The sequence below is a fragment of the Waltera sp. genome (genome assembly GCF_046969025.1).
Taxonomy (GTDB): domain Bacteria; phylum Bacillota; class Clostridia; order Lachnospirales; family Lachnospiraceae; genus Acetatifactor; species Acetatifactor acetigignens.
The window spans coordinates 1-23,039 of record NZ_JBKVQF010000001.1; the positions used below are offsets into that span (position 1 = coordinate 1).

Annotated in this window: 26 protein-coding genes; 21 read left to right on the forward strand and 5 right to left on the reverse strand. The window is 44.2% G+C overall.

The genetic code is table 11. The annotated features are described in order from the left end of the window. The 4 genes from ACLTOH_RS00005 to ACLTOH_RS00020 all read left to right on the forward strand — a co-directional run. Positions 1-1,239 (forward strand): RHS repeat-associated core domain-containing protein (locus tag ACLTOH_RS00005; protein ID WP_412223037.1); only part of this gene is annotated, 1,239 nt, incomplete at its 5' end. Position 1,240: 1 nt separating this feature from the next. Further along, entirely contained in the window at positions 1,241-1,588 is a 348-nt protein-coding gene (locus tag ACLTOH_RS00010; RefSeq protein ID WP_412223039.1) for a hypothetical protein, read from the forward strand. A gap of 156 nt (positions 1,589-1,744) precedes the next feature. After that, the gene (locus ACLTOH_RS00015; protein WP_412223040.1) at positions 1,745-2,629 is read left to right on the forward strand and encodes an RHS repeat-associated core domain-containing protein; all 885 of its coding nucleotides are present in this window, start codon (positions 1,745-1,747) and stop codon (positions 2,627-2,629) included. 17 nt (positions 2,630-2,646) lie between these two features. Further along, a complete protein-coding gene (locus ACLTOH_RS00020; protein WP_412223042.1) occupies positions 2,647-2,925 on the forward strand; it encodes a hypothetical protein in 279 nt (92 codons plus the stop codon). A 962-nt stretch (positions 2,926-3,887) separates the two neighbouring features. Here the strand turns inward: ACLTOH_RS00020 and ACLTOH_RS00025 are convergent. Together ACLTOH_RS00025 and ACLTOH_RS00030 are read right to left on the reverse strand one after the other, a co-directional pair. Beyond that, positions 3,888-5,513, reverse strand: a complete 1,626-nt coding sequence (locus tag ACLTOH_RS00025) for a recombinase family protein (protein ID WP_412223043.1) — start codon at positions 5,511-5,513, stop codon at positions 3,888-3,890. A gap of 3 nt (positions 5,514-5,516) precedes the next feature. Beyond that, complete coding sequence (locus ACLTOH_RS00030) at positions 5,517-5,684, reverse strand: ribbon-helix-helix domain-containing protein (protein WP_227187772.1); 168 nt, start codon at positions 5,682-5,684, stop codon at positions 5,517-5,519. Positions 5,685-5,835: 151 nt separating this feature from the next. On the opposite strand from ACLTOH_RS00030, the gene ACLTOH_RS00035 reads away from it, so the two are divergent. The 13 genes from ACLTOH_RS00035 (at position 5,836) to ACLTOH_RS00095 (ending at position 18,998) form a co-directional block, all read left to right on the forward strand. After that, positions 5,836-6,729 carry a hypothetical protein gene (locus ACLTOH_RS00035; protein WP_412223044.1) on the forward strand — a complete coding sequence of 298 codons (894 nt, stop codon included), beginning with the start codon at positions 5,836-5,838 and terminating at the stop codon, positions 6,727-6,729. A 330-nt stretch (positions 6,730-7,059) separates the two neighbouring features. Next, positions 7,060-7,374, forward strand: a complete 315-nt coding sequence (locus tag ACLTOH_RS00040) for a YdcP family protein (protein ID WP_412223045.1) — start codon at positions 7,060-7,062, stop codon at positions 7,372-7,374. 20 nt (positions 7,375-7,394) lie between these two features. After that, positions 7,395-7,778, forward strand: coding sequence for a YdcP family protein (locus ACLTOH_RS00045; RefSeq protein ID WP_412223046.1), 384 nt, complete (start codon positions 7,395-7,397; stop codon positions 7,776-7,778). 7 nt (positions 7,779-7,785) lie between these two features. Next, positions 7,786-8,031: a hypothetical protein gene (locus tag ACLTOH_RS00050; RefSeq protein ID WP_412223047.1), complete on the forward strand. Its 246-nt coding sequence runs from the start codon at positions 7,786-7,788 to the stop codon at positions 8,029-8,031. 26 nt (positions 8,032-8,057) lie between these two features. Beyond that, a complete protein-coding gene (locus tag ACLTOH_RS00055) occupies positions 8,058-9,455 on the forward strand; it encodes an FtsK/SpoIIIE domain-containing protein (protein ID WP_412223048.1) in 1,398 nt (465 codons plus the stop codon). 176 nt (positions 9,456-9,631) lie between these two features. After that, positions 9,632-10,828, forward strand: a complete 1,197-nt coding sequence (gene mobT, locus ACLTOH_RS00060) for a MobT family relaxase (RefSeq protein ID WP_412223050.1) — start codon at positions 9,632-9,634, stop codon at positions 10,826-10,828. A 48-nt stretch (positions 10,829-10,876) separates the two neighbouring features. After that, complete coding sequence (locus tag ACLTOH_RS00065; RefSeq protein ID WP_021636460.1) at positions 10,877-11,098, forward strand: hypothetical protein; 222 nt, start codon at positions 10,877-10,879, stop codon at positions 11,096-11,098. Between the two features lie 168 nt (positions 11,099-11,266). Then, positions 11,267-11,755 (forward strand): antirestriction protein ArdA, encoded by a 489-nt coding sequence (locus tag ACLTOH_RS00070; RefSeq protein ID WP_054354503.1) that lies wholly within the window; start codon positions 11,267-11,269, stop codon positions 11,753-11,755. A gap of 102 nt (positions 11,756-11,857) precedes the next feature. Further along, positions 11,858-12,250: a conjugal transfer protein gene (locus ACLTOH_RS00075; protein WP_054354528.1), complete on the forward strand. Its 393-nt coding sequence runs from the start codon at positions 11,858-11,860 to the stop codon at positions 12,248-12,250. Beyond that, on the forward strand, positions 12,234-14,687 hold the full coding sequence (locus ACLTOH_RS00080) for an ATP-binding protein (protein ID WP_095904527.1): 2,454 nt from the start codon (positions 12,234-12,236) through the stop codon (positions 14,685-14,687). The genes ACLTOH_RS00075 and ACLTOH_RS00080 overlap by 17 nt, the downstream gene beginning before the upstream one ends. Beyond that, positions 14,684-17,077 (forward strand): CD3337/EF1877 family mobilome membrane protein, encoded by a 2,394-nt coding sequence (locus ACLTOH_RS00085; RefSeq protein ID WP_412223052.1) that lies wholly within the window; start codon positions 14,684-14,686, stop codon positions 17,075-17,077. Before ACLTOH_RS00080 ends, ACLTOH_RS00085 begins: the two co-directional genes overlap by 4 nt. Further along, positions 17,074-18,075 (forward strand): lysozyme family protein, encoded by a 1,002-nt coding sequence (locus ACLTOH_RS00090; protein WP_412223054.1) that lies wholly within the window; start codon positions 17,074-17,076, stop codon positions 18,073-18,075. Before ACLTOH_RS00085 ends, ACLTOH_RS00090 begins: the two co-directional genes overlap by 4 nt. Positions 18,076-18,089: 14 nt before the next feature. Continuing rightward, the gene (locus ACLTOH_RS00095; protein WP_412223055.1) at positions 18,090-18,998 is read left to right on the forward strand and encodes a conjugal transfer protein; all 909 of its coding nucleotides are present in this window, start codon (positions 18,090-18,092) and stop codon (positions 18,996-18,998) included. A gap of 50 nt (positions 18,999-19,048) precedes the next feature. Here ACLTOH_RS00095 and ACLTOH_RS00100 read toward each other — a convergent pair whose 3' ends face one another. Continuing rightward, entirely contained in the window at positions 19,049-19,891 is an 843-nt protein-coding gene (locus tag ACLTOH_RS00100) for a LysR family transcriptional regulator (protein WP_412223056.1), read from the reverse strand. Positions 19,892-20,031: 140 nt separating this feature from the next. Here ACLTOH_RS00100 and ACLTOH_RS00105 point away from each other — a divergent pair, with 140 nt between their 5' ends. After that, positions 20,032-20,556 (forward strand): DUF4865 family protein, encoded by a 525-nt coding sequence (locus ACLTOH_RS00105; protein ID WP_412223057.1) that lies wholly within the window; start codon positions 20,032-20,034, stop codon positions 20,554-20,556. A gap of 49 nt (positions 20,557-20,605) precedes the next feature. On the opposite strand, the gene ACLTOH_RS00110 is transcribed toward ACLTOH_RS00105, so the two are convergent. Beyond that, entirely contained in the window at positions 20,606-20,959 is a 354-nt protein-coding gene (locus ACLTOH_RS00110; RefSeq protein WP_412223058.1) for a helix-turn-helix domain-containing protein, read from the reverse strand. Between the two features lie 594 nt (positions 20,960-21,553). Here ACLTOH_RS00110 and ACLTOH_RS00115 point away from each other — a divergent pair. The 3 genes from ACLTOH_RS00115 to ACLTOH_RS00125 all read left to right on the forward strand — a co-directional run bounded on the left by ACLTOH_RS00115 (position 21,554) and on the right by ACLTOH_RS00125 (position 22,834). Then, the gene (locus ACLTOH_RS00115; RefSeq protein ID WP_069430743.1) at positions 21,554-21,976 is read left to right on the forward strand and encodes a sigma-70 family RNA polymerase sigma factor; all 423 of its coding nucleotides are present in this window, start codon (positions 21,554-21,556) and stop codon (positions 21,974-21,976) included. Next, positions 21,973-22,209, forward strand: coding sequence for a helix-turn-helix domain-containing protein (locus tag ACLTOH_RS00120; protein ID WP_021636444.1), 237 nt, complete (start codon positions 21,973-21,975; stop codon positions 22,207-22,209). The genes ACLTOH_RS00115 and ACLTOH_RS00120 overlap by 4 nt, the downstream gene beginning before the upstream one ends. A gap of 415 nt (positions 22,210-22,624) precedes the next feature. Next, entirely contained in the window at positions 22,625-22,834 is a 210-nt protein-coding gene (locus ACLTOH_RS00125; protein ID WP_095904534.1) for a hypothetical protein, read from the forward strand. On the opposite strand, the gene ACLTOH_RS00130 is transcribed toward ACLTOH_RS00125, so the two are convergent. Continuing rightward, complete coding sequence (locus ACLTOH_RS00130) at positions 22,805-23,002, reverse strand: helix-turn-helix domain-containing protein (RefSeq protein ID WP_412223125.1); 198 nt, start codon at positions 23,000-23,002, stop codon at positions 22,805-22,807. The two genes, ACLTOH_RS00125 and ACLTOH_RS00130, sit on opposite strands and share 30 nt — an antisense overlap. Between the last annotated feature and the right edge of the window lie 37 nt (positions 23,003-23,039).

The following is a 23,039-nucleotide window of genomic DNA, read 5'->3' on the forward strand; positions in this document are numbered from 1 at the left end:
GCTTATGATGTCCGGGGACAGCTTCTGGAAGAGCGGCGGAACGGCGCTTCTGTTTGCTATGCCTATGACAAAGCCGGGAACAGAATCCGGAAGACGGATGCACAGGGAGAAATCCGTTATCTTTATAATGAGAAGAACCAGCTGGTCGAAGAGGAAAGCCCTGCCGATAGAAAACAGTTTTCTTATGACCGTCAGGGCGGTATAATAGAAGAAAAAAATCTTGCCGGAATCCGTCGGTTCTCCTATAACAGCCGCCACCAGCAGACAAGGGTGGAAACTGAAACTGGCAACGTGCAGGAGAACCGCTATGATGCGGAAGACCTGCGGTTTGAACTGCTGGAAAACGGCAGGAGAACCAGTTTTGTCTACCACGATGGAGAGCTTCTGGAGGAGGGAAGAGAAGAGCAGAAGACCAGTTATCATCTCGGGGCAGGGATGGAAGCGTTCCGCAGAGGACAGGAACTGTCCTACTACCACAAGGACGAACAGCTCAGTACGGTATTTGTTACTGATGGACAGGGAGAAACCCGGAACAGCTATCAGTATGATGCCTTTGGCATACCCCTTGAGACCACAGAACAGCTGAATAACCGCATCCGTTATACGGGCCAGCAGTATGATGAACTGACAGAGCAGTATTACCTGCGGGCGAGGTATTATAATCCGGTTGCCGGGCGTTTCATGCAGGAAGACGTCTATCAGGGGGATGGACTGAATCTGTATGCGTACTGCGGGAATAATCCGGTGGTGTATTATGATCCGAGTGGGTATGCAAGTACGTCAACAGGTAAAGCTTGTCCACCGCAGGGGAAAATTAGTGAAAGTGTTGATGAGACCAGCTATGGGAAGTCAAGTAGTAATTGTACGGAATTGGTACCATATTATCCCGCAAATAATGGAGCTGAGAGTGGTACTGATACAACAAGAGTAGGAAGATGGATGTCACAAGACGAATACGACAAGATGGTTGCATCAGGAAAAGTTCAGATGTCTGGAGACAATAAAGTTCATGTTGCTAATCCAGCAGATATTAATGCATTTGGAAAACAAGCACCTAAAGGTTCTGTATATGTTGAATTCGATGTTCCTAGCAATACTATTTCGAAAGGAGGAACAGATGGCTGGGGGATTATAAATGGACCGGGATCTTTGCTTGATAGGTTAAATGCCAAGAAAGGTTTGCCTAGAATTACAGAGATGCCAAATGTTACTAACATATCAATCGAAGGGAGTAAGTAATATGAGTGATTATAATTATGAGATTATAAAAGCATCAGTTTTAGAATGGTATGAAAAGGTGTCATCAAATCTTCTGAAGCGAGACGAAATTATGCTATCAAAAAACAATGATGATGCATTAATTATTGATTTTGATTTTCAAAATTGTATGGCACAGCTTTCAGTGACTAATTCACAGTATGTTCCTTATCAGTTCGTGTATTTTGAGGCAATGGATATTGAGGTATCAGATTTAGAAGAGATAACACCAATATATAGTTTTCATGATGATGATACTACGCAAAAAGATGATGTGATTAGTGCTCTGGATGAAGCCTTGTTATTTTGTTCAAATTACAAAGTGAAGTAGCAAGAATATTTAATATGTCTCTATTTTAAAGTTATCCAGATTCAAATTGAATAGTAAGTATTAAGAGCCAACTGTGGTGAGGTAGAAAATGACACAAATTAAAATGTAATAATTTTGTGATATTTTCTATATGATGCAGAGTACCTGCGTGCCGGAATGGTGGAAAACGGGGTAGGCAAGGAATTCCTATATTACAATGGAGAACTTCTTGCGGAAAGCAATCCATTGGGAAATGTTGTGAGCCGATACATTCTAGGCTACGGCGTGTCAGCAGGCTGGAACCGGGAAAAGAGCGGTTACCACTACTATCATCTGGATGAGCAGAACAGCACTGCCTATATCACGGGAGGCGGTGGGGAGGTAGAAAACCGGTACGAGTACGATGCGTTTGGCGCGATCCAAAACAGTAGGGAAGAACTCCCCAACAGAATCCTCTACACGGGACAGCAGTATGACCAGACCAGCGGGCAGTATTATCTGCGGGCGAGATTTTACAATCCGGTGATTGGAAGGTTTGTGCAGGAGGATGAGTACCGCGGGGACGGGTTGAACCTGTATGCGTACTGTAAGAATAATCCGGTGGTGTACTATGATCCGAGTGGGTACAAGGATAAACGTCAGACCCCATGCAAGGAAGAAACAAGTGTGGGGGAAAGTGGTGCTGGAGAGAGTGATACTTCTTCTGTAGCTAAACCTAATCAAGGACAAGGATTCTCAAGTAAAGGTTACAATCCACAACCAGGAGAGAGAACTTTTGAAGGATATGTGAAGCAAATTAGTGACCCTGAAATCAGTCTGTATACAAAGTCATCTGGATTTAACAATAATCCAAAAGGCACTGGGGGACAATTTAAGAGATTTGGTGCAAATGAGCATTATAGACTAGCTCCACATGTCCATCAACCAGTAAGAAATGTAACGCCAAATGGTATGATTTTTGGAAAGACAGGAAAAGATGTAGGGATAGATGTTTTTAGTCCAAATAAAAAAGATATTAAACAGTTATATGAGTATTTAAATAACGGGAAATATCACGAATAAGAGAGGTACATTTTAACATGACAAAACAACAGACAATATTTTTTGAAGAATTATCATATATTCAAGAATATTGTGTAAATGTTGCATTATGCAACAGCAAAAACAATATCAATGATGAAGAACGCTTACGAGATGTAACAAGTGATGTAATTTATAGGGTAATGGAATTACTTGATGGATATGCTTGTGAATTACCTAGATTTAAACTTATCAATGCAGAAACAGGAGAAGTGCTTAATGAAGGAATTGAGTTGCACGATACATGTGTTGAGTACTTAAGCAAAAAGGAAATATAAGTATACTTAATAACATATTAATTTTTTTCGTTTTCTTATGTTATATATTATGTATACACTAAGGTCGCCCACCACCTAAAATTTAACCATGGTCTTTAAATTAATCGGAATGGCTCTCACCGAAGGTGATATAATCCTGTAGATTAATTTGAAGATCCATCCAAAACATCCGTCAGGCAGACGGCGGGGAGGAAGGCTATACCTATGACTTTGCGGGCAATGTCACTGGTACCAGGGATGCCAACGGCGGCGTGATCACCTACCGCTACAACAGTCAGGGAAAGGTCTGCGAGATCACCGACCAGGAGGGCAACAGCGAGACCTTCCGCTATGACCGTGAGGGGGCGCATGGTACTCCATGTGGACCGCAACGGCAGTGAAGTCCGCACCACCTACAACGTGGACGGGAATCCGGTGCTTGAGACCGGAACGGACCGAAACGGGGAGAACCGTGTCACAAGAAGCTTTGAATATGACGCGTCAGGCAATGTGAGGAAAGCAGTGGCAGGAGGCTTCTGCTACACGTATGAGTACCGCCCGGACGGGAAGCTGCTGAAAAAGTCAGCCTCCGGCAGGACGCTTGTTTCCTGCACCTATTTTTCGGACGGCAGTCTGGAAAGCCTGACAGATGCCAGCGGAAAGCCGGTGTTTTATGAGTATGACTGGCGTGGAAACCTCTCAGCCGTGAAGGACGGGAACGGGGAGACGCTGGCAGCGTATGCCCATACACCGGGAGGAAGGTTAAAGGAGATCCGGCACGGTAACGGTCTTTGCACCCGCTATGAATACGATACGGATGGGAATATGATCCATCTGCATTTCCAGAGGGAAAACGGGGAAACTATCTCCGACCTATGGTATGAATATGACCTGAACGGAAACCGAACCCTGAAAACGGGGAAATGCGCCACCATCCAAACGGCAACTTTGCTCCATACGACGAGTAGATGGCTGACAGTTCTCTACTCGCCGTCGATAAAAATATGGAGGTCTTTGCCATCCCAGACAATTTTCTTAACCATCAGCTTAATTAAGGTACGCTTTTCTTCAATCGTCAGCGTATGGAAATTGTCTTTGAAGCTGGATAACGCCGTGGACAGCATATCAACTTGGATTTCCCTGTCCGCTATGATGTTTACATCCTTTTGCAGACGGGCTTTTTCTTCTTTCATGGAAGCCAGTTCTTTGTCCAGCTCCGTGATTCTGGCATTTACACGTTCAATGAACGCAGCTCCTAAACTTCCATGTGACAGTGTGTTAATAAGATTGTCAATCTCGCTATTACATTTTTTGATTTTATCATCAATGACCGCTACGGGGCTTTTTTGTGTCTGTCCTTGTAAATCACGTTTCAGCTTTTCCAGCAGCTTATAGATACCGGAGTTTTCGTCCGTGTACTGCATGAGATATTCACAAACAATGTCGTCTGCCTGCTGACCGTTGAGATTTTGACAGTCGCATAAATCTAAGCCGCCACGCAGTTTGTTGTTACAAATATAGTCGTAAAGTTCACGGTTGCCGCCTTTGCCGCTCCGCTGCTTTGCGAACATCCGGCTCTGGCATTTATCACAGAAGATTAAGCCGGATAGTAAGGAATAGTCATTGTGCATGATAGCAGGCTTCTTCCCAGTGGGGATATTGTCTTTCAAGATATTTTGAATTGCTACCCATTTTTTACCGGAAATACGCCCCTTGTGCTTACCGATTGCGACAATCCATTTATCCATATCCTGTCTTGGGGCACTTTTCTTTCGGTAATCACGCTTATTGTATGCCAGCAGACCGTATTTATTAGAACAATCGGTCTTCTCAAAGCAAACATCTGAATGATGTTCCGAGAAGTATTCCCATGCGTCTTCATCAGCGATACAGTAAACCGGATTTTGCAATATTTCCTTAATACCGATGGTAGAGAAAATCTTTCCTGTGCGTGATTTGATTCCCTGCTTGATTAAGTATTTGCTTACGCCGGATATGCTCCGAAGCTCTAAGAATTTTTCCAGAATACAGTCAATGGTTTTCAATTCCTCTGGATTGTCCTTTAGCTTGCAGGAAGTCTTGATTTTACCGTCAATGATGATTTCCTGTATCTTTTCAGAAGTAAATCCTGTTGGGGTAGTGCCGCCCAGCCAGCGTCCAGTTCTTGCCAGCATTAGCATATTGTCACGGACACGCTCTGCAATCGTTTCTCTTTCCAGTTGGGCGAAAACCGAAGCTATGTACATCATGGCTTTTCCCATAGGCTTTGAGGTGTCAAATTCTTCTTTGATACAGATAAATGAAATATTGTAGCTGTTTAAGTCTTCAATCAGAGAAGAAAAGTCACTGACATTACGGCTGATACGGTCAAGACGATAGCAGACAACGTATTCCGGTTTATTCAGTTTTATATCACGGAGCATTTGTTGGAATTGGGGTCTGTCCGTGTTCTTTGCGGAAAAGCCCTCGTCTTCATAGACGACGATTTCCGCATTATCCGATTCGGGGATTTTGGTTGAAATATACTCCCTGCACATTTCAATCTGGTTTTCAACGCTTTCCCCTTTACCCGTATATACCGATTTACGGCTGTATATATAGATTTTCAAAGGTTACTCACCATCCTTTTTCTGCTGCACATAGTCAGATAAAATCTTAGCGCATAGGTTGGAAAAGGTACGCTTGTCCTCTTTTGCCAGATTATCTAACTGCTGCTTTAATTCCTTTGGAATTGTTATAGGTACTCTCACGTTATTTTCAGAAACAGCCAAACTATCCACCTCCTTACATATAGTGTATCACAGTGTAACACTTTTGTCAAGGTGTTCAGAAATAAGCGTCTTTATGTCATTGTTCGTATTACAAATTGTTTGGTTTTCTTTATGGATGATGATATAATTACTCTTAGAATAATTTGTGAGAGGTAACAGTATGCAGCAGAATTTATTTTATCCTATATATGCACAATTAGAAAAAGAACTGGAAGAATTAAGCTATTACATAACCTTTGACAGAAATCAGTTAAAGGTATATTCAATTAAAATATCGGAATTGCTTTTAAGAACTGTGTCCGAAATAGAAAATATATCTAAAGCATTATGCAAAAGAGAAAATATCAAATTTTATGATAAAAAGAAGCATATCCGCCAAATCGTATATTTCAACGATTATTATGAGAAACTTGAAGAATTATTTTTATTATCTAAAAAATATATTTCTTTTGATTTAGAAAACTGTAATCAAAATATATTTGATATTAAGTTATCTCCATTTAGAAAAGATAAGATGTTTAAAGTAAATGGAAAGGAAAAAAATATTTGGTCTTGGTATCATGCGTATAATAAAATTAAACACGATAGAGTTAAATATTATAAATATGCTAATTTAGAATGTTTGATTAACGCTTTAGCAGCATTGTTTTTATTAAACATTCTTTATCTTGACAAGGTATTTTATTCAAAGGAAGCGTATGATACAGAATATGTAATAAACAAAATAGAAAGTTTTTCAAAAGTATTTTCTGTTGATTATACGGTAGCTGTTTCATTAGAAGATAAGGAATTTCCAACATCCATAAATGACAGTTTTTTTAACCCCGCAGAATTTTTCCGAATCGGGCAAGATTCTTCTACTTATATATTATATTCTGACGAGGTAATAAAAACATCATCGGACGAAGCGGCAGATATGTTAGACAAATTAGAGGGGTGCGTACAGATTTATAATCCAGAAACAAAAGAATTAAGAAAGAAATATGAGAATTATGAATATATAGAGCATATGACAGAATGTAGATTAGTAGCAAAAATAAATAGAACTAAATAAGGTGCATTATAGTAAGGCGTTCAGCAATGAGCGTCTTTTTTTCTTGTCCAAAATTCAGAAAGGATGTGATTACTCATGCCATTGCAAAAACCGCAGGAGCGTTCCCCACCCCATAACATTATGTGGAGATTGTGCCAGTCATGAGCTGGCAGAAATCCCCCTTATTCGGCTTGACTACTCTTTACCTGTCAGAATGGGATTTGTCAAGGGTGCTAAGCACAACGCCAGCCCTTGATAAATCACAGGCAGACAGGTATTCTCCACGAAGCTGAATGAGGAACTATCAAAACCCATTAACCATCAATCATCAGAAAGGAAAGGTAAAACCATATGGAACTTAAATTTGTTATCCCGAACATGGAAAAGACTTTCGGCAGCTTAGAGTTTGCCGGAGAAGACAAGACAGAACAGCGCAGAATCAATGGGCGCATGACCGTACTAACACGCAGCTTCAATCTGTACTCTGACGTACAGAGGGCGGATGATATTGTCGTGATTCTGCCAGTCGAAGCAGGAGAAAAGCATTTTGATTTTGAGGAACGTGTCAAGCTAATTAACCCACGTATTACCGCAGAGGGCTATAAAATCGGCACTCGTGGCTTCACAAACTACATCCTCCATGCAGACGACATGGTAAAAGCATAAGGAAAGAGAGGTATCTATTTATGAGATTAGCAAATGGAATCGTCATTGACAAGGAAGCAACATTCGGGGCGTTGAAATTCTCCGCCCTCCGCCGTGAGGTTCGGATTCAAAACGAAGACGGTACGGTATCGGATGAAATCAAGGAACGCACTTACGATTTAAAATCCAGAGGACAGGGGCGCATGATTCAAGTGTCCATCCCTGCCAGCGTGCTGCTGAAAGAGTTTGACTACAACGCAGAAGTGGAAATCGTCAATCCCGTTGCCGATACCGTCGCAACCGCCACGTTTCAAGGGGCGGAGGTGGACTGGTATATCAAGGCGGATGATATTGTCTTGAAGAAAGGTGCTGCCCCTGCCGGAAATCCGCAGCCGTCGAAGAAGGACAATCCGCCTGTAAAATAGGAAGCCTATGGATGATATCGCAGGATATGACGAATACGAAGACGACTTCCGGCTTCTTGCCCTGCCGGAATACCGCTGGATGGCGGAACAGCTAGTGAACGAAGCCTTAGAAGATTACAGACCACCGGAAAATATGAATGTATTTATGCCGGATTGCCTATGCAATGACATTTCCGGCTATACATTCCTGTTTACAGCCCGTACAGAAGACAGCGAAAAAACATATTCGCTGCTTTACACAGGCTTTTATTAAATTCAGAGAAAAGGAGTGAATCAAGCATGAAACAGTATCTCCCACGTGGCAAGCGGATTCGTGCCACGGACAAAGACTTAGTTTTCCATACTGCCACCGCCGCCCTGCTTCCAGTCTTTCTGCTGATTGTCCTGCTGTTTCATGGCAGATCAATCATGCAGACAGACTGGCAGGATGTTACTTTAACGCAGCTTGGAGAATCCATCCACATACCCTACCTGCTTATCAGTATGGGTGTGGCAGGGCTTACCTGTCTGGCGGCGGCTCTGGTTTTCCGGCACTACTGCCGTGACTATGTGAAACAGCTCTACCACCGCCAAAAGCTGGCGAAGATGGTTCTGGAAAACAAATGGTATGAAGTAGAACAGGTGCAGTCAGACGGTTTCTTCAAAGACCTGTCGTCCAGCCGTTCAAAGGAGAAAATCAGTTATTTCCCCAAAATCTACTACCAGCTTAAAAATGGGCTGATTCATATTCGGGTGGAAATTACGCTGGGAAAATATCAAGACCAGCTTTTGCACTTAGAAAAGAAGCTGGAAAGCGGCTTGTATTGCGAGCTGACCGACAAGGAGTTAAAGGATTCCTACGTGGAATATACCCTGCTCTATGACACTATCGCAAACCGCATTTCCATTGAAGATATGCAGGCAAAGGACGGCAAGCTCCGGCTGATGAAAAATATCTGGTGGGAGTATGACAAGCTGCCCCATATGCTGATTGCCGGAGGAACGGGCGGCGGTAAGACGTATTTCATTCTGACGCTCATAGAAGCCCTGCTCCGCACAAATGCCGTTCTTTACGTCTTAGACCCGAAGAACGCCGACCTTGCCGACTTGGAAGCCGTTATGCCAAACGTCTACTATAAAAAGGATGATATGACCGCCTGCCTTGACCGTTTCTATGAGGAAATGATGAAACGCAGCGAGGATATGAAGCAGATGAAGGGCTACAAGACAGGAGAAAACTACGCCTACTTGGGATTGCCAGCAAACTTTCTTATCTTTGACGAATATGTGGCGTTCATGGAAATGCTGGGAACAAAAGAGAACGCCGCCGTCCTTAATAAGCTGAAACAGATTGTCATGCTGGGGCGGCAGGCCGGATTCTTTCTGATTCTTGCCTGCCAGCGTCCGGACGCAAAATATCTGGGCGACGGAATCCGTGACCAGTTCAATTTCCGTGTGGCTCTTGGGCGTATGTCTGAAATGGGCTATGGGATGATGTTCGGGGAAACCGACAAGGACTTTTTCTTGAAGCAGATAAAAGGGCGTGGCTATGTGGATGTGGGAACAAGCGTCATATCGGAATTTTATACGCCCCTTGTGCCAAAAGGACACGACTTCCTAAAGGAAATCAAACTACTTGCAAACAGCAGGCAGGGCACACAGGCGGCGTGCGAAGCGGAAGCCGCAGGGGTGGACTGACCTGCTGGCTGGTGTGCCGCAAGGCACGCCAGCACCTAACCCCCCGTATCTAACAGGGGGGTACAAATCGGCTGGAAACAGTCTGAAAATAAAGCGGAATCCTACTGGTTACATGGGATTCCTTAAAATCCGGCGTGTGTCAGCAAAGTACCGAAAGTTGACATACGCCTTTTTGATTGGAGGGATATTCACTGAATCATGATACTTGGGTACAGGAATTAAAGGAAAAACGCTCCGGTTATGGAATCTCGCAGAACAGGCTTGCGGTAGCTGCTGGCATGACACGCCAGTATCTAAGCGACATTGAAACGGGCAAGGTACTTCCATCCACCGAACGGAAAGTGGCTATCATGGAAGCACTGGAACGGCTCAATCCAGACGCTCCCCTTGAAATGCTCTTTGACTATGTGCGGATTCGCTTCCCTACTCTGGATGTGAAGCACGTCGTTGAGGATATTTTGAGGTTGAAGCTGTCCTATATGCTTCATGAAGACTACGGCTTTTATTCTTACGCTGAACATTACTGTCTGGGAGACATATTCGTGCTGGTATCGCCCGAAGAAGAAAAAGGCGTGCTGCTGGAACTGAAAGGGCGTGGCTGCCGCCAGTTTGAAAGCTACCTGCTGGCACAGGAACGGAGCTGGTATGAGTTTTTCATGGACTGTCTGGTGGAGGGCGGCGTGATGAAGCGGCTTGACCTTGCCATCAACGACAGGACAGGGATTTTAAACATCCCCCGTCTGACGGAGAAATGCCGGAATGAGGAATGTGTTTCCGTGTTCCGTAGCTTCAAGAGCTACCGTAGCGGCGAGCTGGTGCGGAGGGATGAAAAGGAGTGCATGGGAAACACGCTGTATATCGGCTCTTTACAGAGTGAAGTGTACTTCTGCATTTATGAAAAGGATTTTGAGCAGTACAAGAAAAATGATATTCCCATAGAGGAAGCCGAAGTCAAGAACCGCTTTGAAATCCGGCTGAAAAATGAGCGTGCTTACTATGCCCTCCGTGACCTGCTGGCGTATGACAATCCAGAACGAACCGCTTTTAAGATTATCAACCGCTATGTGCGGTTCGTGGACAAGAACGATACGAAGCCCCGTTCTGAATGGCGGATAAGTGAGGAATGGGCGTGGTTTATCGGGGAGAATCGGGAGAGCATGAAGCTGACAACGAAGCCCGAACCGTATTCATTCCAGCGTACCTTGAACTGGCTTTCCCATCAAGTAGCCCCAACCTTGAAAGTGGCTATGAAGCTGGATGAAATCAACCACACGCAGGTCGTAAAGGATATTATCGCCAGTGCGAAACTGACGGAGCGGCACGAAAAGATTTTAAAACAGCAAGCCGCCACTGCAAAGGAGGTGGTTATCTAACTGCTTTTTATTCCCTGTTGACATTCAAGCAAAGAAAGGAGCGATTTTATGAATTTCGGACAGAACTTATACAACTGGTTTTTATCAAACGCACAATCTCTGGTACTGCTGGCAATCGTCGTGATTGGGCTTTACCTCGGATTCAAACGTGAATTTAGCAAGCTGATTGGCTTTCTGATTATCTCGCTGATTGCCGTTGGTCTTGTCTTCAATGCTTCCGGCGTGAAAGACATTCTATTAGAGTTGTTCAACAAGATTATAGGAGCTTAAACGATAGAAAGCACGCTTGTGCGAACTTTCTATTGTCATGAATCAATTTGTTTGCGGTCACGCAAACACTCCTTTCCCCCTATGGGAGATGGGCATAGGGGGAATAAAAAGGGGTGACGGAATGGTACACAAAGAATTTCAGAAAGGATGTGACGCACTATCGAAGAAATGAGAATTTATATTGCCAACTTAGGCAAATACAATGAGGGCGAATTGGTCGGGGCATGGTTCACGCCGCCCATTGATTTTGACGAAGTGAAAGAGCGTATCGGTTTAAATGACGAATACGAAGAATACGCCATCCATGACTATGAACTGCCCTTTGAAATCGACGAGTACACGCCCATTGAGGAAGTAAACCGTTTATGTGAAATGGTGGAGGATTTACCGGAGGACATACAGGCAGAGCTTCACGAACTGCAATCCTATTTCGGCGGTATCGAAGAATTGTGTGAGCATGAAGACGATATTATCCATTATCCCGACTGTGAGGACATGGCGGATGTGGCACGCTATTTCATTGAAGAAACAGGTGCTTTGGGCGAAGTGCCGGCAAGCCTGCAAAACTACATAGACTATGAAGCCTACGGGCGTGACCTTGAAATCAGCGGCAGTTTTGTTGTCACGAACCACGGCGTATTTGAAATCACTCGCTAAGAATCTGGCAGATCACAACCCGACAGGGGATGTTCTGACAGATTCTTTGTTTTTGGGGCGGCTTCCATGCTGCCCCACACTCTTTTAGAAAGGACTGATTACATGAAGAAAATACGAAGCTACACAAGTATCTGGTCGGTGGAAAAGGTGCTATATTCCATCAATGACTTTAAGTTGCCGTTCCCTATCACGTTTACGCAAATGACGTGGTTCGTGGTATCGCTGTTTGCCGTTATGCTGCTTGGGAATGTGCCGCCGCTGTCCATGATAGACGGGGCTTTCCTCAAATACTTTGGGATTCCCCTTGCGCTTACATGGTTCATGTGCCAGAAAACCTTTGATGGGAAGAAACCTTACGGCTTTCTGAAATCCGTTATCGCCTATCTGGTGCGCCCGAAACTGACCTATGCAGGAAAGACCGTGAAGCTGGGAAAAGACCATCCGGCAGAATCCATCACGGCAGTTAGGAGTGAAATTTATGGCATATCCGATTAAGTATATTGAAAACAATCTGGTGTGGAACAACGACGGGGAATGTTTCGCCTACTATGAGCTGCTTCCCTACAATTATTCGTTCCTTAGTCCAGAACAGAAATATCAAGTCCACGATTCATTCCGGCAGTTAATCGCACAGAACCGTGATGGAAGAATACATGCCTTACAGATTAGCACGGAATCCAGCATAAGGGCGGCGCAGGAACGCTCTAAAAAGGAAGTGTCCGGCAGGCTGAAAGAAATTGCCTATGAGAAAATCGACGCACAGACCGAAGCCCTTATTTCCATGATTGGGGAAAATCAGGTGGACTACCGCTTTTTTATCGGTTTCAAGCTGATTCTGAATGAGCAGGAAGTCACAATTAAAAGTGTGGGTAAAGAAGCAGCAAACGCCTTTTCTGACTTTATCCATGATGTGAACCATAAGCTCATGGGAGATTTTGTTTCTATGAGCAATGATGAAATCTGGCGTTTTTCTAAGATGGAAAAACTGCTGGAAAATAAAATTTCACGCCGTTTTAAAATCCGCCGTCTGGACAAGGACGATTTCGGTTATCTTATTGAACACCTTTACGGGCAGACAGGAACGGCATACGAGGACTACGAATACTATCTACCGAAGAAAAAACTAGATAAGGAAACGCTGGTAAAATATTACGACCTTATTAAGCCGACACGCTGTCTGATTGAAGAAAAACAGCGGTATTTGAAAATCGAGCAGGAGGATTCCACGGCATATGTCGCTTATTTTACCATCAATTCCATTGTAGGCGAACTGGACTTCCCGTCTTCTGAAATCTTCTACTATCAGCAACAGCAGTTCACCTTTCCCATTGATACCAGCATGAATGTGGAAATCGTGGCGAACCGGAAAGCTCTGTCCACTGTCCGCAACAAGAAGAAAGAACTGAAAGATTTGGATAACCACGCATGGCAGAGCGACAACGAAACCAGCTCCAACGTGGCAGAAGCACTGGACAGTGTGAATGAGCTGGAAACCACCTTAGACCAGAGCAAGGAATCCATGTATAAGCTGTCCTACGTGGTGCGTGTCACAGCTCCCGACCTTGACGAGCTGAAACGCCGCTGTAATGAAGTCAAGGACTTCTACGACGATTTGAGTGTGAAGCTGGTGCGTCCGTTTGGGGATATGCTGGGCTTGCATGGGGAATTTCTGCCTGCCAGCAAGCGGTATATGAATGATTACATCCAGTATGTGACAAGCGACTTCCTTGCCGGATTGGGATTCGGGGCTACGCAGATGTTGGGGGAGAATGAGGGAATCTATGTGGGTTACAGCCTTGACACGGGAAGAAATGTGTATCTGAAACCTGCCCTCGCCAGTCAAGGGGTAAAAGGTTCTGTGACAAACGCCCTCGCTGCCGCTTTCGTCGGTTCATTGGGCGGCGGAAAATCATTCTCAAACAACATGATTGTCTATTACTCCGTCCTGTTCGGCGCACAGGCGGTCATTGTAGACCCAAAGGCGGAACGTGGGAACTGGAAAGAAACGCTGCCGGAGATTGCCGACGAGATTAACATTGTCAATCTTACCTCGGACGAGAAGAACAAGGGGCTGCTTGACCCCTATGTGATTATGGAGAATCCGAAAGATTCGGAATCTCTGGCAATCGACATTCTCACATTCCTTACAGGCATTTCCTCCCGTGACGGCGAAAAGTTCCCTGTCCTTAGAAAAGCCATTCGTGCCGTAACCAACAGTGAGGAACGGGGCTTACTGAAAGTCATTGAGGAATTGCGTGTGGAGGGAACGCCCATCAGCGTAAGCATTGCCGACCATATCGAATCTTTCACGGATTACGATTTTGCACACCTGCTCTTCTCACACGGGGATGTGGAGCAGTCCATCAGCCTTGAAAAGCAGTTGAACATCATACAGGTAGCGGATTTGGTGCTGCCGGATAAGGAAACCAGCTTTGAAGAATATACTACAATGGAACTTCTGTCCGTGGCTATGCTAATCGTTATCAGCACCTTTGCCCTTGACTTCATCCATACAGACCGCAGCATTTTTAAGATTGTAGACCTTGACGAAGCATGGAGCTTCTTACAGGTGGCGCAGGGAAAAACCCTGTCCATGAAGTTAGTGAGGGCTGGGCGTGCCATGAATGCAGGCGTTTACTTTGTCACGCAGAACACGGATGATTTGCTGGATGAAAAGCTAAAAAACAATCTCGGCTTAAAATTTGCGTTCCGTTCCACAGATATGAACGAGATAAAAAAGACGCTCTCTTTTTTCGGCGTGGACGCAGAGGATGAGAACAACCAGAAGCGGTTGCGTGACCTTGAAAATGGACAGTGCCTTATCAGTGACCTATACGGGCGTGTGGGCGTGATACAGTTCCATCCGATATTTGAAGACCTGCTGCACGCCTTTGATACCAGACCGCCCGTCAGAAAAGAGGTGGAGGAATGACAATACAAAGAATATTTCACCGGAATCCGGCGGCAGGCGGCAAGCCAGAACGGAAAAGAAAATGGAATATACAGCGGCTTGGAAAAGTGGCAGTTACGGTACTTCTGGTATTCGTGATTGCCATTTTTCTGTTAGCCACGCTGGGAACGGTAGCCCATGCCGCAGGGCTGGTGGATGATACCGTCAATACCGCCAACGAATACAGCAAGTACCCACTGGACAACTACCAGCTTGATTTTTATGTGGACACGGGCTGGGATTGGCTGCCGTGGAACTGGCTGGACGGTATCGGAAAGCAGGTTATGTATGGGCTTTACGCCATCACGAATTTTATCTGGACAATCAGCCTTTATCTTTCCAATGCCACGGGCTATCTGATTCAAGAAGCCTATTCACTGGACTTCATATCAGCAACGGCGGATTCAATCGGAAAGAATATGCAGACCCTTGCAGGCGTTACACCAAACGGGCTGTCCTCGGAGGGATTTTATATCGGATTCCTGCTGATTCTGATTCTTGTCGTGGGAATCTATGTCGCCTACACGGGGCTTATCAAGCGTGAAACTACAAAGGCAATCCACGCCGTCGTGAATTTCGTGGTGGTATTCGTGCTGTCAGCGTCCTTTATTGCTTACGCTCCCGACTATATCGGGAAAATCAATGACTTTTCCGCAGACATCAGCAATGCCAGCCTGTCACTTGGCACAAAGATTGTCATGCCAAACTCAGAAAGCCAGGGCAAAGACAGTGTAGACCTTATCCGTGACAGCCTTTTTTCCATACAAGTAAAACAGCCGTGGCTTCTGCTGCAATACGGCAACTCGGATATGGAGAGTGTTGGTGCGGATCGGGTGGAGAGTTTACTATCCACCAGCCCCGACACCAACAATGGAGAAGACAGGGAAGAAATCGTCGTGGAGGAAATCGAGGACAGGGAGAACACGAACCTTACTGTTACGAAAACCATTAACCGCTTGGGGATGGTGTTCTTCCTCTTTATCTTCAATATTGGTATTTCCGTGTTCGTGTTCCTGCTGACAGGTATCATGATTTTCTCGCAGGTGCTATTCATCATTTACGCTATGTTCCTGCCTGTGAGCTTCATTTTAAGCATGATTCCCACTTTTGAGGGAATGTCAAAACGTGCCATCACAAAGCTGTTCAACACCATTCTGACGAGGGCAGGAATCACGCTGATTATCACAACAGCGTTTAGTATTTCCACCATGCTTTATACGTTGTCCGCAGGTTATCCGTTCTTCCTCATTGCGTTCTTGCAGATAGTGACTTTTGCCGGAATCTACTTCAAGCTTGGGGATTTAATGAGTATGTTCTCCTTGCAGAGCGGCGATTCCCAAAGTGTGGGAAGCCGTATTATGCGAAGACCCCGTATGCTCATGCACGCCCATATGCACCGCTTACAGCACAAGCTGGGGCGTTCTGTGGCGGCTCTTGGGGCTGGTGCAGCCGTTTCTAAGGCTTCTAAACAATCAGGTGCGGCTTCCGGTTCGGGAGCTTCCAGAACCACACAGGCAGACCATACCCGACCAGACGGACAGGGCGGCGCAGAAGAAAAGGTTTCTTTTGGCAAACGGGCTGGACAGGCGGCAGGTGCGGTCATGGACACCAAAGGTAAGATTGTAGACACCGCCGCAGGGCTGAAAGAACAGGCAAAGGATTTGCCAGTCAATGCAAAATACGCTCTTTACCACGGGAAAACGCAGGTATCGGAGGGTGTGCGTGACTTTACATCCAGCTTGACGCAGACCAGAACCGCCAGAGCGGAGGGGCGCAAGGAAAAAGAGGAACAGCGCAGGAAGACCATTGCAGAGCGCAGGGCGGAAATGGAACAAGCAAAGGCGAAACAATCTTCTGCCGCAGAACCGCAGAAAACCGCTTCCCCTGTCCATGAACGACCTGCCACCACCACACCGCAGACAGAATCACGTGAGCCTGTGGAGCGCAGCCAGATACAGACGGCCAGAGCCACGGCACAGGCTGGAAGTGCTGGCAAGCCTATGGAAAGACCTGTGGTTTCATCCGTGAAAGAAAAAGCGGATATGCCAGCCGTGGAGGAAAAACAAGCGGTCAAAGCGGAAACACCGCCAATACGGGCAGAACGTCAGATAGTGAAAAGTGATAACCAGCCAGCTATCGCAGAACAGCATACCATTAAAGCAGATATGCCGCCAGAAAGGATGGAACGTCAGATTGTGCAGACGGCTTCCCATCCGGAAAGACCGCAGCCAAAGACGGCTGCCCCTGCCACAGCAGAGCAAGAGCCACAGCGACAGTCCATCAAGGAACGCAGCTCCACTATTCAGCGTGAATCCACCAGAAAGGAGAAGTCAAGAACTGCCACCGAAGTTAAGAAGGGGGAGAAAAAATGAAGCTGAAGCATATCATCATTGCCAGCTCTGGGATGTTCGTGCTTATTTTTTCCCTGCTCCTGTTTGTGGTCGTCTTGTTCTCGGACGAAGAAGACGGCGGCGGCTCTCATATCCAGTATGGCGGCGTGAATGTGTCAGCGGAGGTACTGGCACATAAGCCCCTGCTGGAAAAGTACGCAAGAGAATACGGGATTGAGGAATACATCAATGTTTTGCTTGCTATTATACAGGTGGAATCCGGCGGTACGCTGGAAGACGTTATGCAGTCCTCGGAATCGCTGGGATTGCCGCCAAACTCACTAAGCACAGAGGAATCCATCAAGCAGGGCTGCAAGTATTTCTCGGAACTGTTGGCTTCCGCCGAAGCAAAGGGCTGTGACCTAAACGCCGTCATTCAGTCCTATAACTATGGTGGCGGCTTTCTTGACTATGTGTCGAACCGTGGCAAAAAATATACCTTTGAATTGGCGGAAAGTTTTGCAAGGGATAAATCCGGCGGAACGAAAGTGACCTATACAAACCCTATCGCTGTGGAGAAAAACGGTGGATGGCGGTATAACTATGGAAATATGTTTTATGTACTGGTTGTGTCACAATATCTGACCGTGGCGCAGTTTGACGACGAAACGGTACAGGCTATCATGAATGAAGCTCTAAAATACGAGGGCTGGCGGTACGTGTTCGGCGGAGCTTCCCCTAATACCTCCTTTGACTGTTCCGGTCTTGTCCAGTGGTGTTTCGGCAAGGCTGGAATATCTATGCCACGGACGGCACAGGAACAATACAACGTGACACAGCATATCCCTTTGTCCGAAGCAAAAGCTGGGGATTTGGTCTTTTTCCACTCTACCTATAACGCAGGCACATATATTACGCACGTCGGGATATATCAAGGAAATAACCGTATGTTCCATGCAGGCGACCCTATCGGATATGCCGATTTGACAAGCTCCTACTGGCAACAGCATTTAGCCAGTGCAGGAAGAATCTCAAAATAGAAAGGATGAAACCCATGATTCAAATAAGAAAAAAGGAAAACCAGAAACAGCCAAAAGAAAAGAAGCCCCGTATCTATAAGGCGAATACCCACAAGAGGATTGTAATTGCCCTGTGGGTGCTGCTGGCTGTCAGCTTCTGCTTTGCGGTCTATAAGAATTTCACGGCGATTGATGTTCATACCATCCATGAAACAAAGGTCATTGAGGAAAAAATTGTTGATACCCATAAGATAGAGAACTTTGTGACGAACTTTGCAAAGGTCTACTATTCATGGGAACAGACGGCGGCTTCCATTGACAACAGGGAGAACGCCATCAAAAATTATCTAACGGGAGAATTGCAGGTACTTAATACCGATACCATTCGCAAGGATATTCCTGTGTCCTCGGCGGTCAATGGAGTGCAGATATGGTCTGTCACGCAGGCGGATGAAAAACAGTTCTCCGTGATCTTCACTGTGGAACAGTTAATCACGGAGAACGGAAGCACGAAGACGGTACGCTCCGCTTATGAAGTCACGGTCTATGTGGATGGCTCTGGAAACATGGTTCTCACGAAGAACCCCACTATTACCAGCATACCCGTGAAATCCGGCTATACGCCAAAAGCAAAGGAAAGCGACGGAACGGTGGACGCTGTGACGACGGAGGAAATCAACGAATTTCTAACGACGTTCTTTAAACTCTACCCAACCGCAACCGCTAAAGAGCTGTCCTATTATGTGAATGAGGGTGTGTTAAAGCCTATTGGGAAAGATTATGTATTCTCGGAACTGGTAAACCCTATCTACAACCGCAGCGACAGTCAAGTGACAGTTTCCGTGGCTGTGAAGTACCTCGACCAGCAGACAAAAGCAACGCAGGTATCACAGTTTGACTTGGTGCTGGAAAAGAACGGGAATAACTGGAAGATTATAGATTAAATAAGGAAAGAATAAGGCAGATAGTCGCTAACAGATTACTGCCTTATTCTTTATTGATAACAAGTTAGACTTTCTATAATTTCTTTAAATGTTATAAAATCTGACGGGACAGAATCTTTATGAATCCATACATTGATTGAGGTAGGCTCAACCTCTGGAATATCAAACTCATTTACAGTGAATTTATTTCGTAATATATTCTTGGGAAGTAATGAAATTCCCCCGCCGACAGCAACCGTGTTAATAATAGATTCTACTGTATCAAGTTCTATTATCTTGAATGATACAGATTCACGTAAGAATAAATCCGTTAATATTTTGCGATACGGACAAGTCTTTAAGTTGTTAACAACTATTGGCAACTGCCATATTTGGGAAATAGATTCACAAAATTTAGGTGTTATAATAGAAAGATATTCTCTGATTTTAAAAATACATTGTGCATTAGTGAATACATGAGGGTCATTCGTGATAACACAATCTAATAATTTTTGCCCTAGCTGTTTATCCATTTCTTGCTGATTAGAAGTAGTTATCGATAGATTGATATTAGGAAATTTTTTTTGGTATTCAATCAAACATTGAGGAAGTAAATATCCGGCTATTGTTTGTGTTGCTCCAATTTTTAATTGTCTAATATCTCTATGGAATGTATATAAAGTCTTATCCAGTAATGATATAATCTGTTCGGCGTATTGCAATAATTTTTCTCCGTCTTCGGTCAGCGTTACACCCTTATTATGCCGTATTAACAAAGTTGTGTTTAATTCAGTTTCTAATTTTTTAATGTGAGCTGTGATGTTGGATTGCACATAACCCATATTTTCGGCAGCTCTTGATATATTTTTAGTACGTGCAACTTCTCTGAAAATTCTTAATTCTAAACTTTCCATAACATATCCTCCATCACTTAAAATGATAACAACCATCATTAACAACTATTATACATCATGCAGGAGCAAATGTATAATAAAAGTGTAAGTAGAAAGCTACTTACAGGGTGTTATGTGAAGTGAAGTGAGGAGGAATAAATATGATTGCAATGCAATATAAAATTTTTTTACCGGATGATTATGATATGGATAACATAAGGCAACGTGTAAAAAATAATGGTCATAAGACAGATGGCTTTCAAGATTTAATGTTTAAAGCATATCTAATTAAGGAAAAAGATGGTACATCTGAAAGCCATAACGAATATTCACCGTTATACCTATGGAATGACAGTGGAGGGATGAATAAATTTATTTTTGAGGGCTTCTATAACAATATTTTACAATCATTTGGCTGGCAGAGAATAAATATTGGTATTCCGCTTTTATGTGATTTGGGTAAGGAATTTAATAATTCTCAATATGCTATGGAAATTGAAAATGATATTTTACCATCAAATCAAATGTCACCATTAAGCTTCTTGAAAACTTCTGAAAGGTGTTTAGGTAAAGTGCTAATATATAATCCTGATAAATGGAAATATGTAGAGTATCGCTTTTATGAGAGAGAACCACGAAAATCATTGAATTACAAAATATATCAAATACTTCATTTATCAGTATAAAGCAATTTTGCAATTAAGAAGCAAAATAAGAGAAGCAGGGAACATTTGACTATTCCTCTGCTTCTTTCGCTTTACTTATACCATTTGCTAGAGCTTCCATAAGCATTAATTCTTTATCCGTAAAATTTTCCATTTGTCTTTCTACCTGCCTGCGTCTGGTGCTCTTTACCAGATCAGCGGCAGGTAAGAAAAACTCGTCAACGGACACGTTCAATAAAGATACAAGGTCATAAAGCACCTGTAAACTGGGGTGCTGCCCCTTATTCTCAATATTGGTTAAATAGCGTGGGTCAATCTCAATCATTGCGCCCACCTGTTCACGGGTTAAACCTCGCTTTTTACGGGCTTCTTTTATCGCAAGCCCAAACGCTTTAAAATCGTATTTATCTTCTTTTTTACGCATAATAAACCACCTATTTACATTTTACTGTTCCTGTTCAATAAGTGACAGGTATAGAAAAACGTATTATAAGGTTTTTTAGTTCCTATTATGCAATTTATACAAAAAAGTATACTGCTAGACGGCAAATAAAAAAAACCGTTATCTGGCAGCATGATTTTCTTGTGTCAAAATCAGTTTTATATCCAGACGACGGTTTGAAGAAAGCCGCCGTTTTTTTGTTTGTTAAATGAAATCCACGGAGGATGTGTTGAAGTCAGCTATGAAAGCTCGGCGGCTCGTAAGGAGGTAGCCGCCATGCACGACACAATCGTTCGACATAATTCTACAAATGGTATGTCATTAAAAAAAGCCATTCTCCTACATTAGATAAAAATGCCCACCTATATGGTTTTTCACAATACATAGCAGGTACTAATAAAGCACATAAGCAGATTGTAAAGTCTGTTTGTGTGCTTTTTTGGTTGCCAGAAATTTTTTTCAAAGTTTTTTTGCCAGCAATGCAACTGGCAGCCCTTTCGTGTCGGGACTTAGTGCGAAAGGGGGCAAAGAACTTCAATCCACTCTCTTTCATGGCAAGAAAGGGGGTGAGATACTATGAAGCCATCTTCTTTTCAGACAACCATTGAAAATCAGTTTGATTATATCTGCAAGCGTGCTATGGACGACGAGCGCAAGGACTATATGAAAGCCCTGTCCAGACAGTCCAAACGAGAAACGCTGTTTTCCGATATGGGCGATTACCTCGTCAGTCAGTTCGCAACTGTGGACAGCTACCCATCTGATTTTCATATCTTCACGCTGAATGATTCCACAGTCGGAGTGGAAAGCGATTTATTAAGTGAAGCATTAAGGAATCTGACGGACAAGAAGCGTGAAATTATCCTGCTGTACTATTTTATGGATATGAACGACACAGAGATTGCAGACCTGCTAAAACTGAACCGTTCCACGGTTTACCGTCACAGAACCAGCGGACTTGCCTTTATCAAAGAATTTATGGAGGGAAACGAAGAATGAAGACTACATATCCCATGATTCCTTTTCCTGTCATTGTGGCGGCGACGGACGGCGATACAGAGGCCATCAACCAGATTGTAAAGCATTACAGCGGCTTTATCGCAAAACGCTCCCTCCGCCCCATGAAAGACGAATACGGGAATCAGCACATGGTCGTGGATGAAACCTTACGCCGCAGGATGGAAACCAGACTGATTGCGAAGATTTTATCCTTTGAAATCGGAGAAGAATAAAACATTTTCCGTTGTTCCTTGAAAACTGAATAAAGCAATCGAATACGTTTCGATAGGGAAAGAGCCGACGGGCTGACACGCCATGACCCCGAAAGGAGGGATGAATTAGTGAGCGATTCACGTCAGCGTTCCGTATGCAGCTTTTGGCAGAGCTGCCGCCATGACCTCCCTATCGTGATAATGATACTCCCGTACAGCCACAGTCCGAGCGTGAAAAAACCGTCGCAGGCAAAGGGTACGGCTGCATGAGAACCATGCAGGGGTGGGATTCCCGTGAGCTATGCCATAGCTGCTCGATTTGCTTATGACATAAAATGAAGCTGCACCAGAATCGTACAGCTTCATAAGATGGAATAGGACATACAGACATTTTCATAACATAAAGTGTCTGGTGTTTATCGAAAGGAGGGCGTGAATGAAAAGAAATTGTGTTCAGAATGTTATTATCCATGTTCCAGAAAATATGGATTTTCACGCCCTTTCCGATAAAATCAATGAGTTTCATTTAGAGGTGGTGGAACGCAGGCTAAACAGTTCTAACCTAACTACGGATGAAAAGATAGCCGTTATTGATAAAATACTGGATAACTTAAAATCACGTGAGCTTGATGGAATCATCAAATAAGTGTTTATGAAGCCGCCATACATTGTAAGGTGGCTTTGCTTGTTTTTGTTCCCAGCTACGAAGTGTAAAATGCTTTACGCCCATAAGCTGTGCAAGCTCCTGTTGTGTGATATGGTTTTTCTGGCGATAGGCTTTCATCTTAGAAGCCCAATCGCCAAAGTCATACATAGGTACGGTTAATTCGGCTGTTTCTTCATTGTCAGCG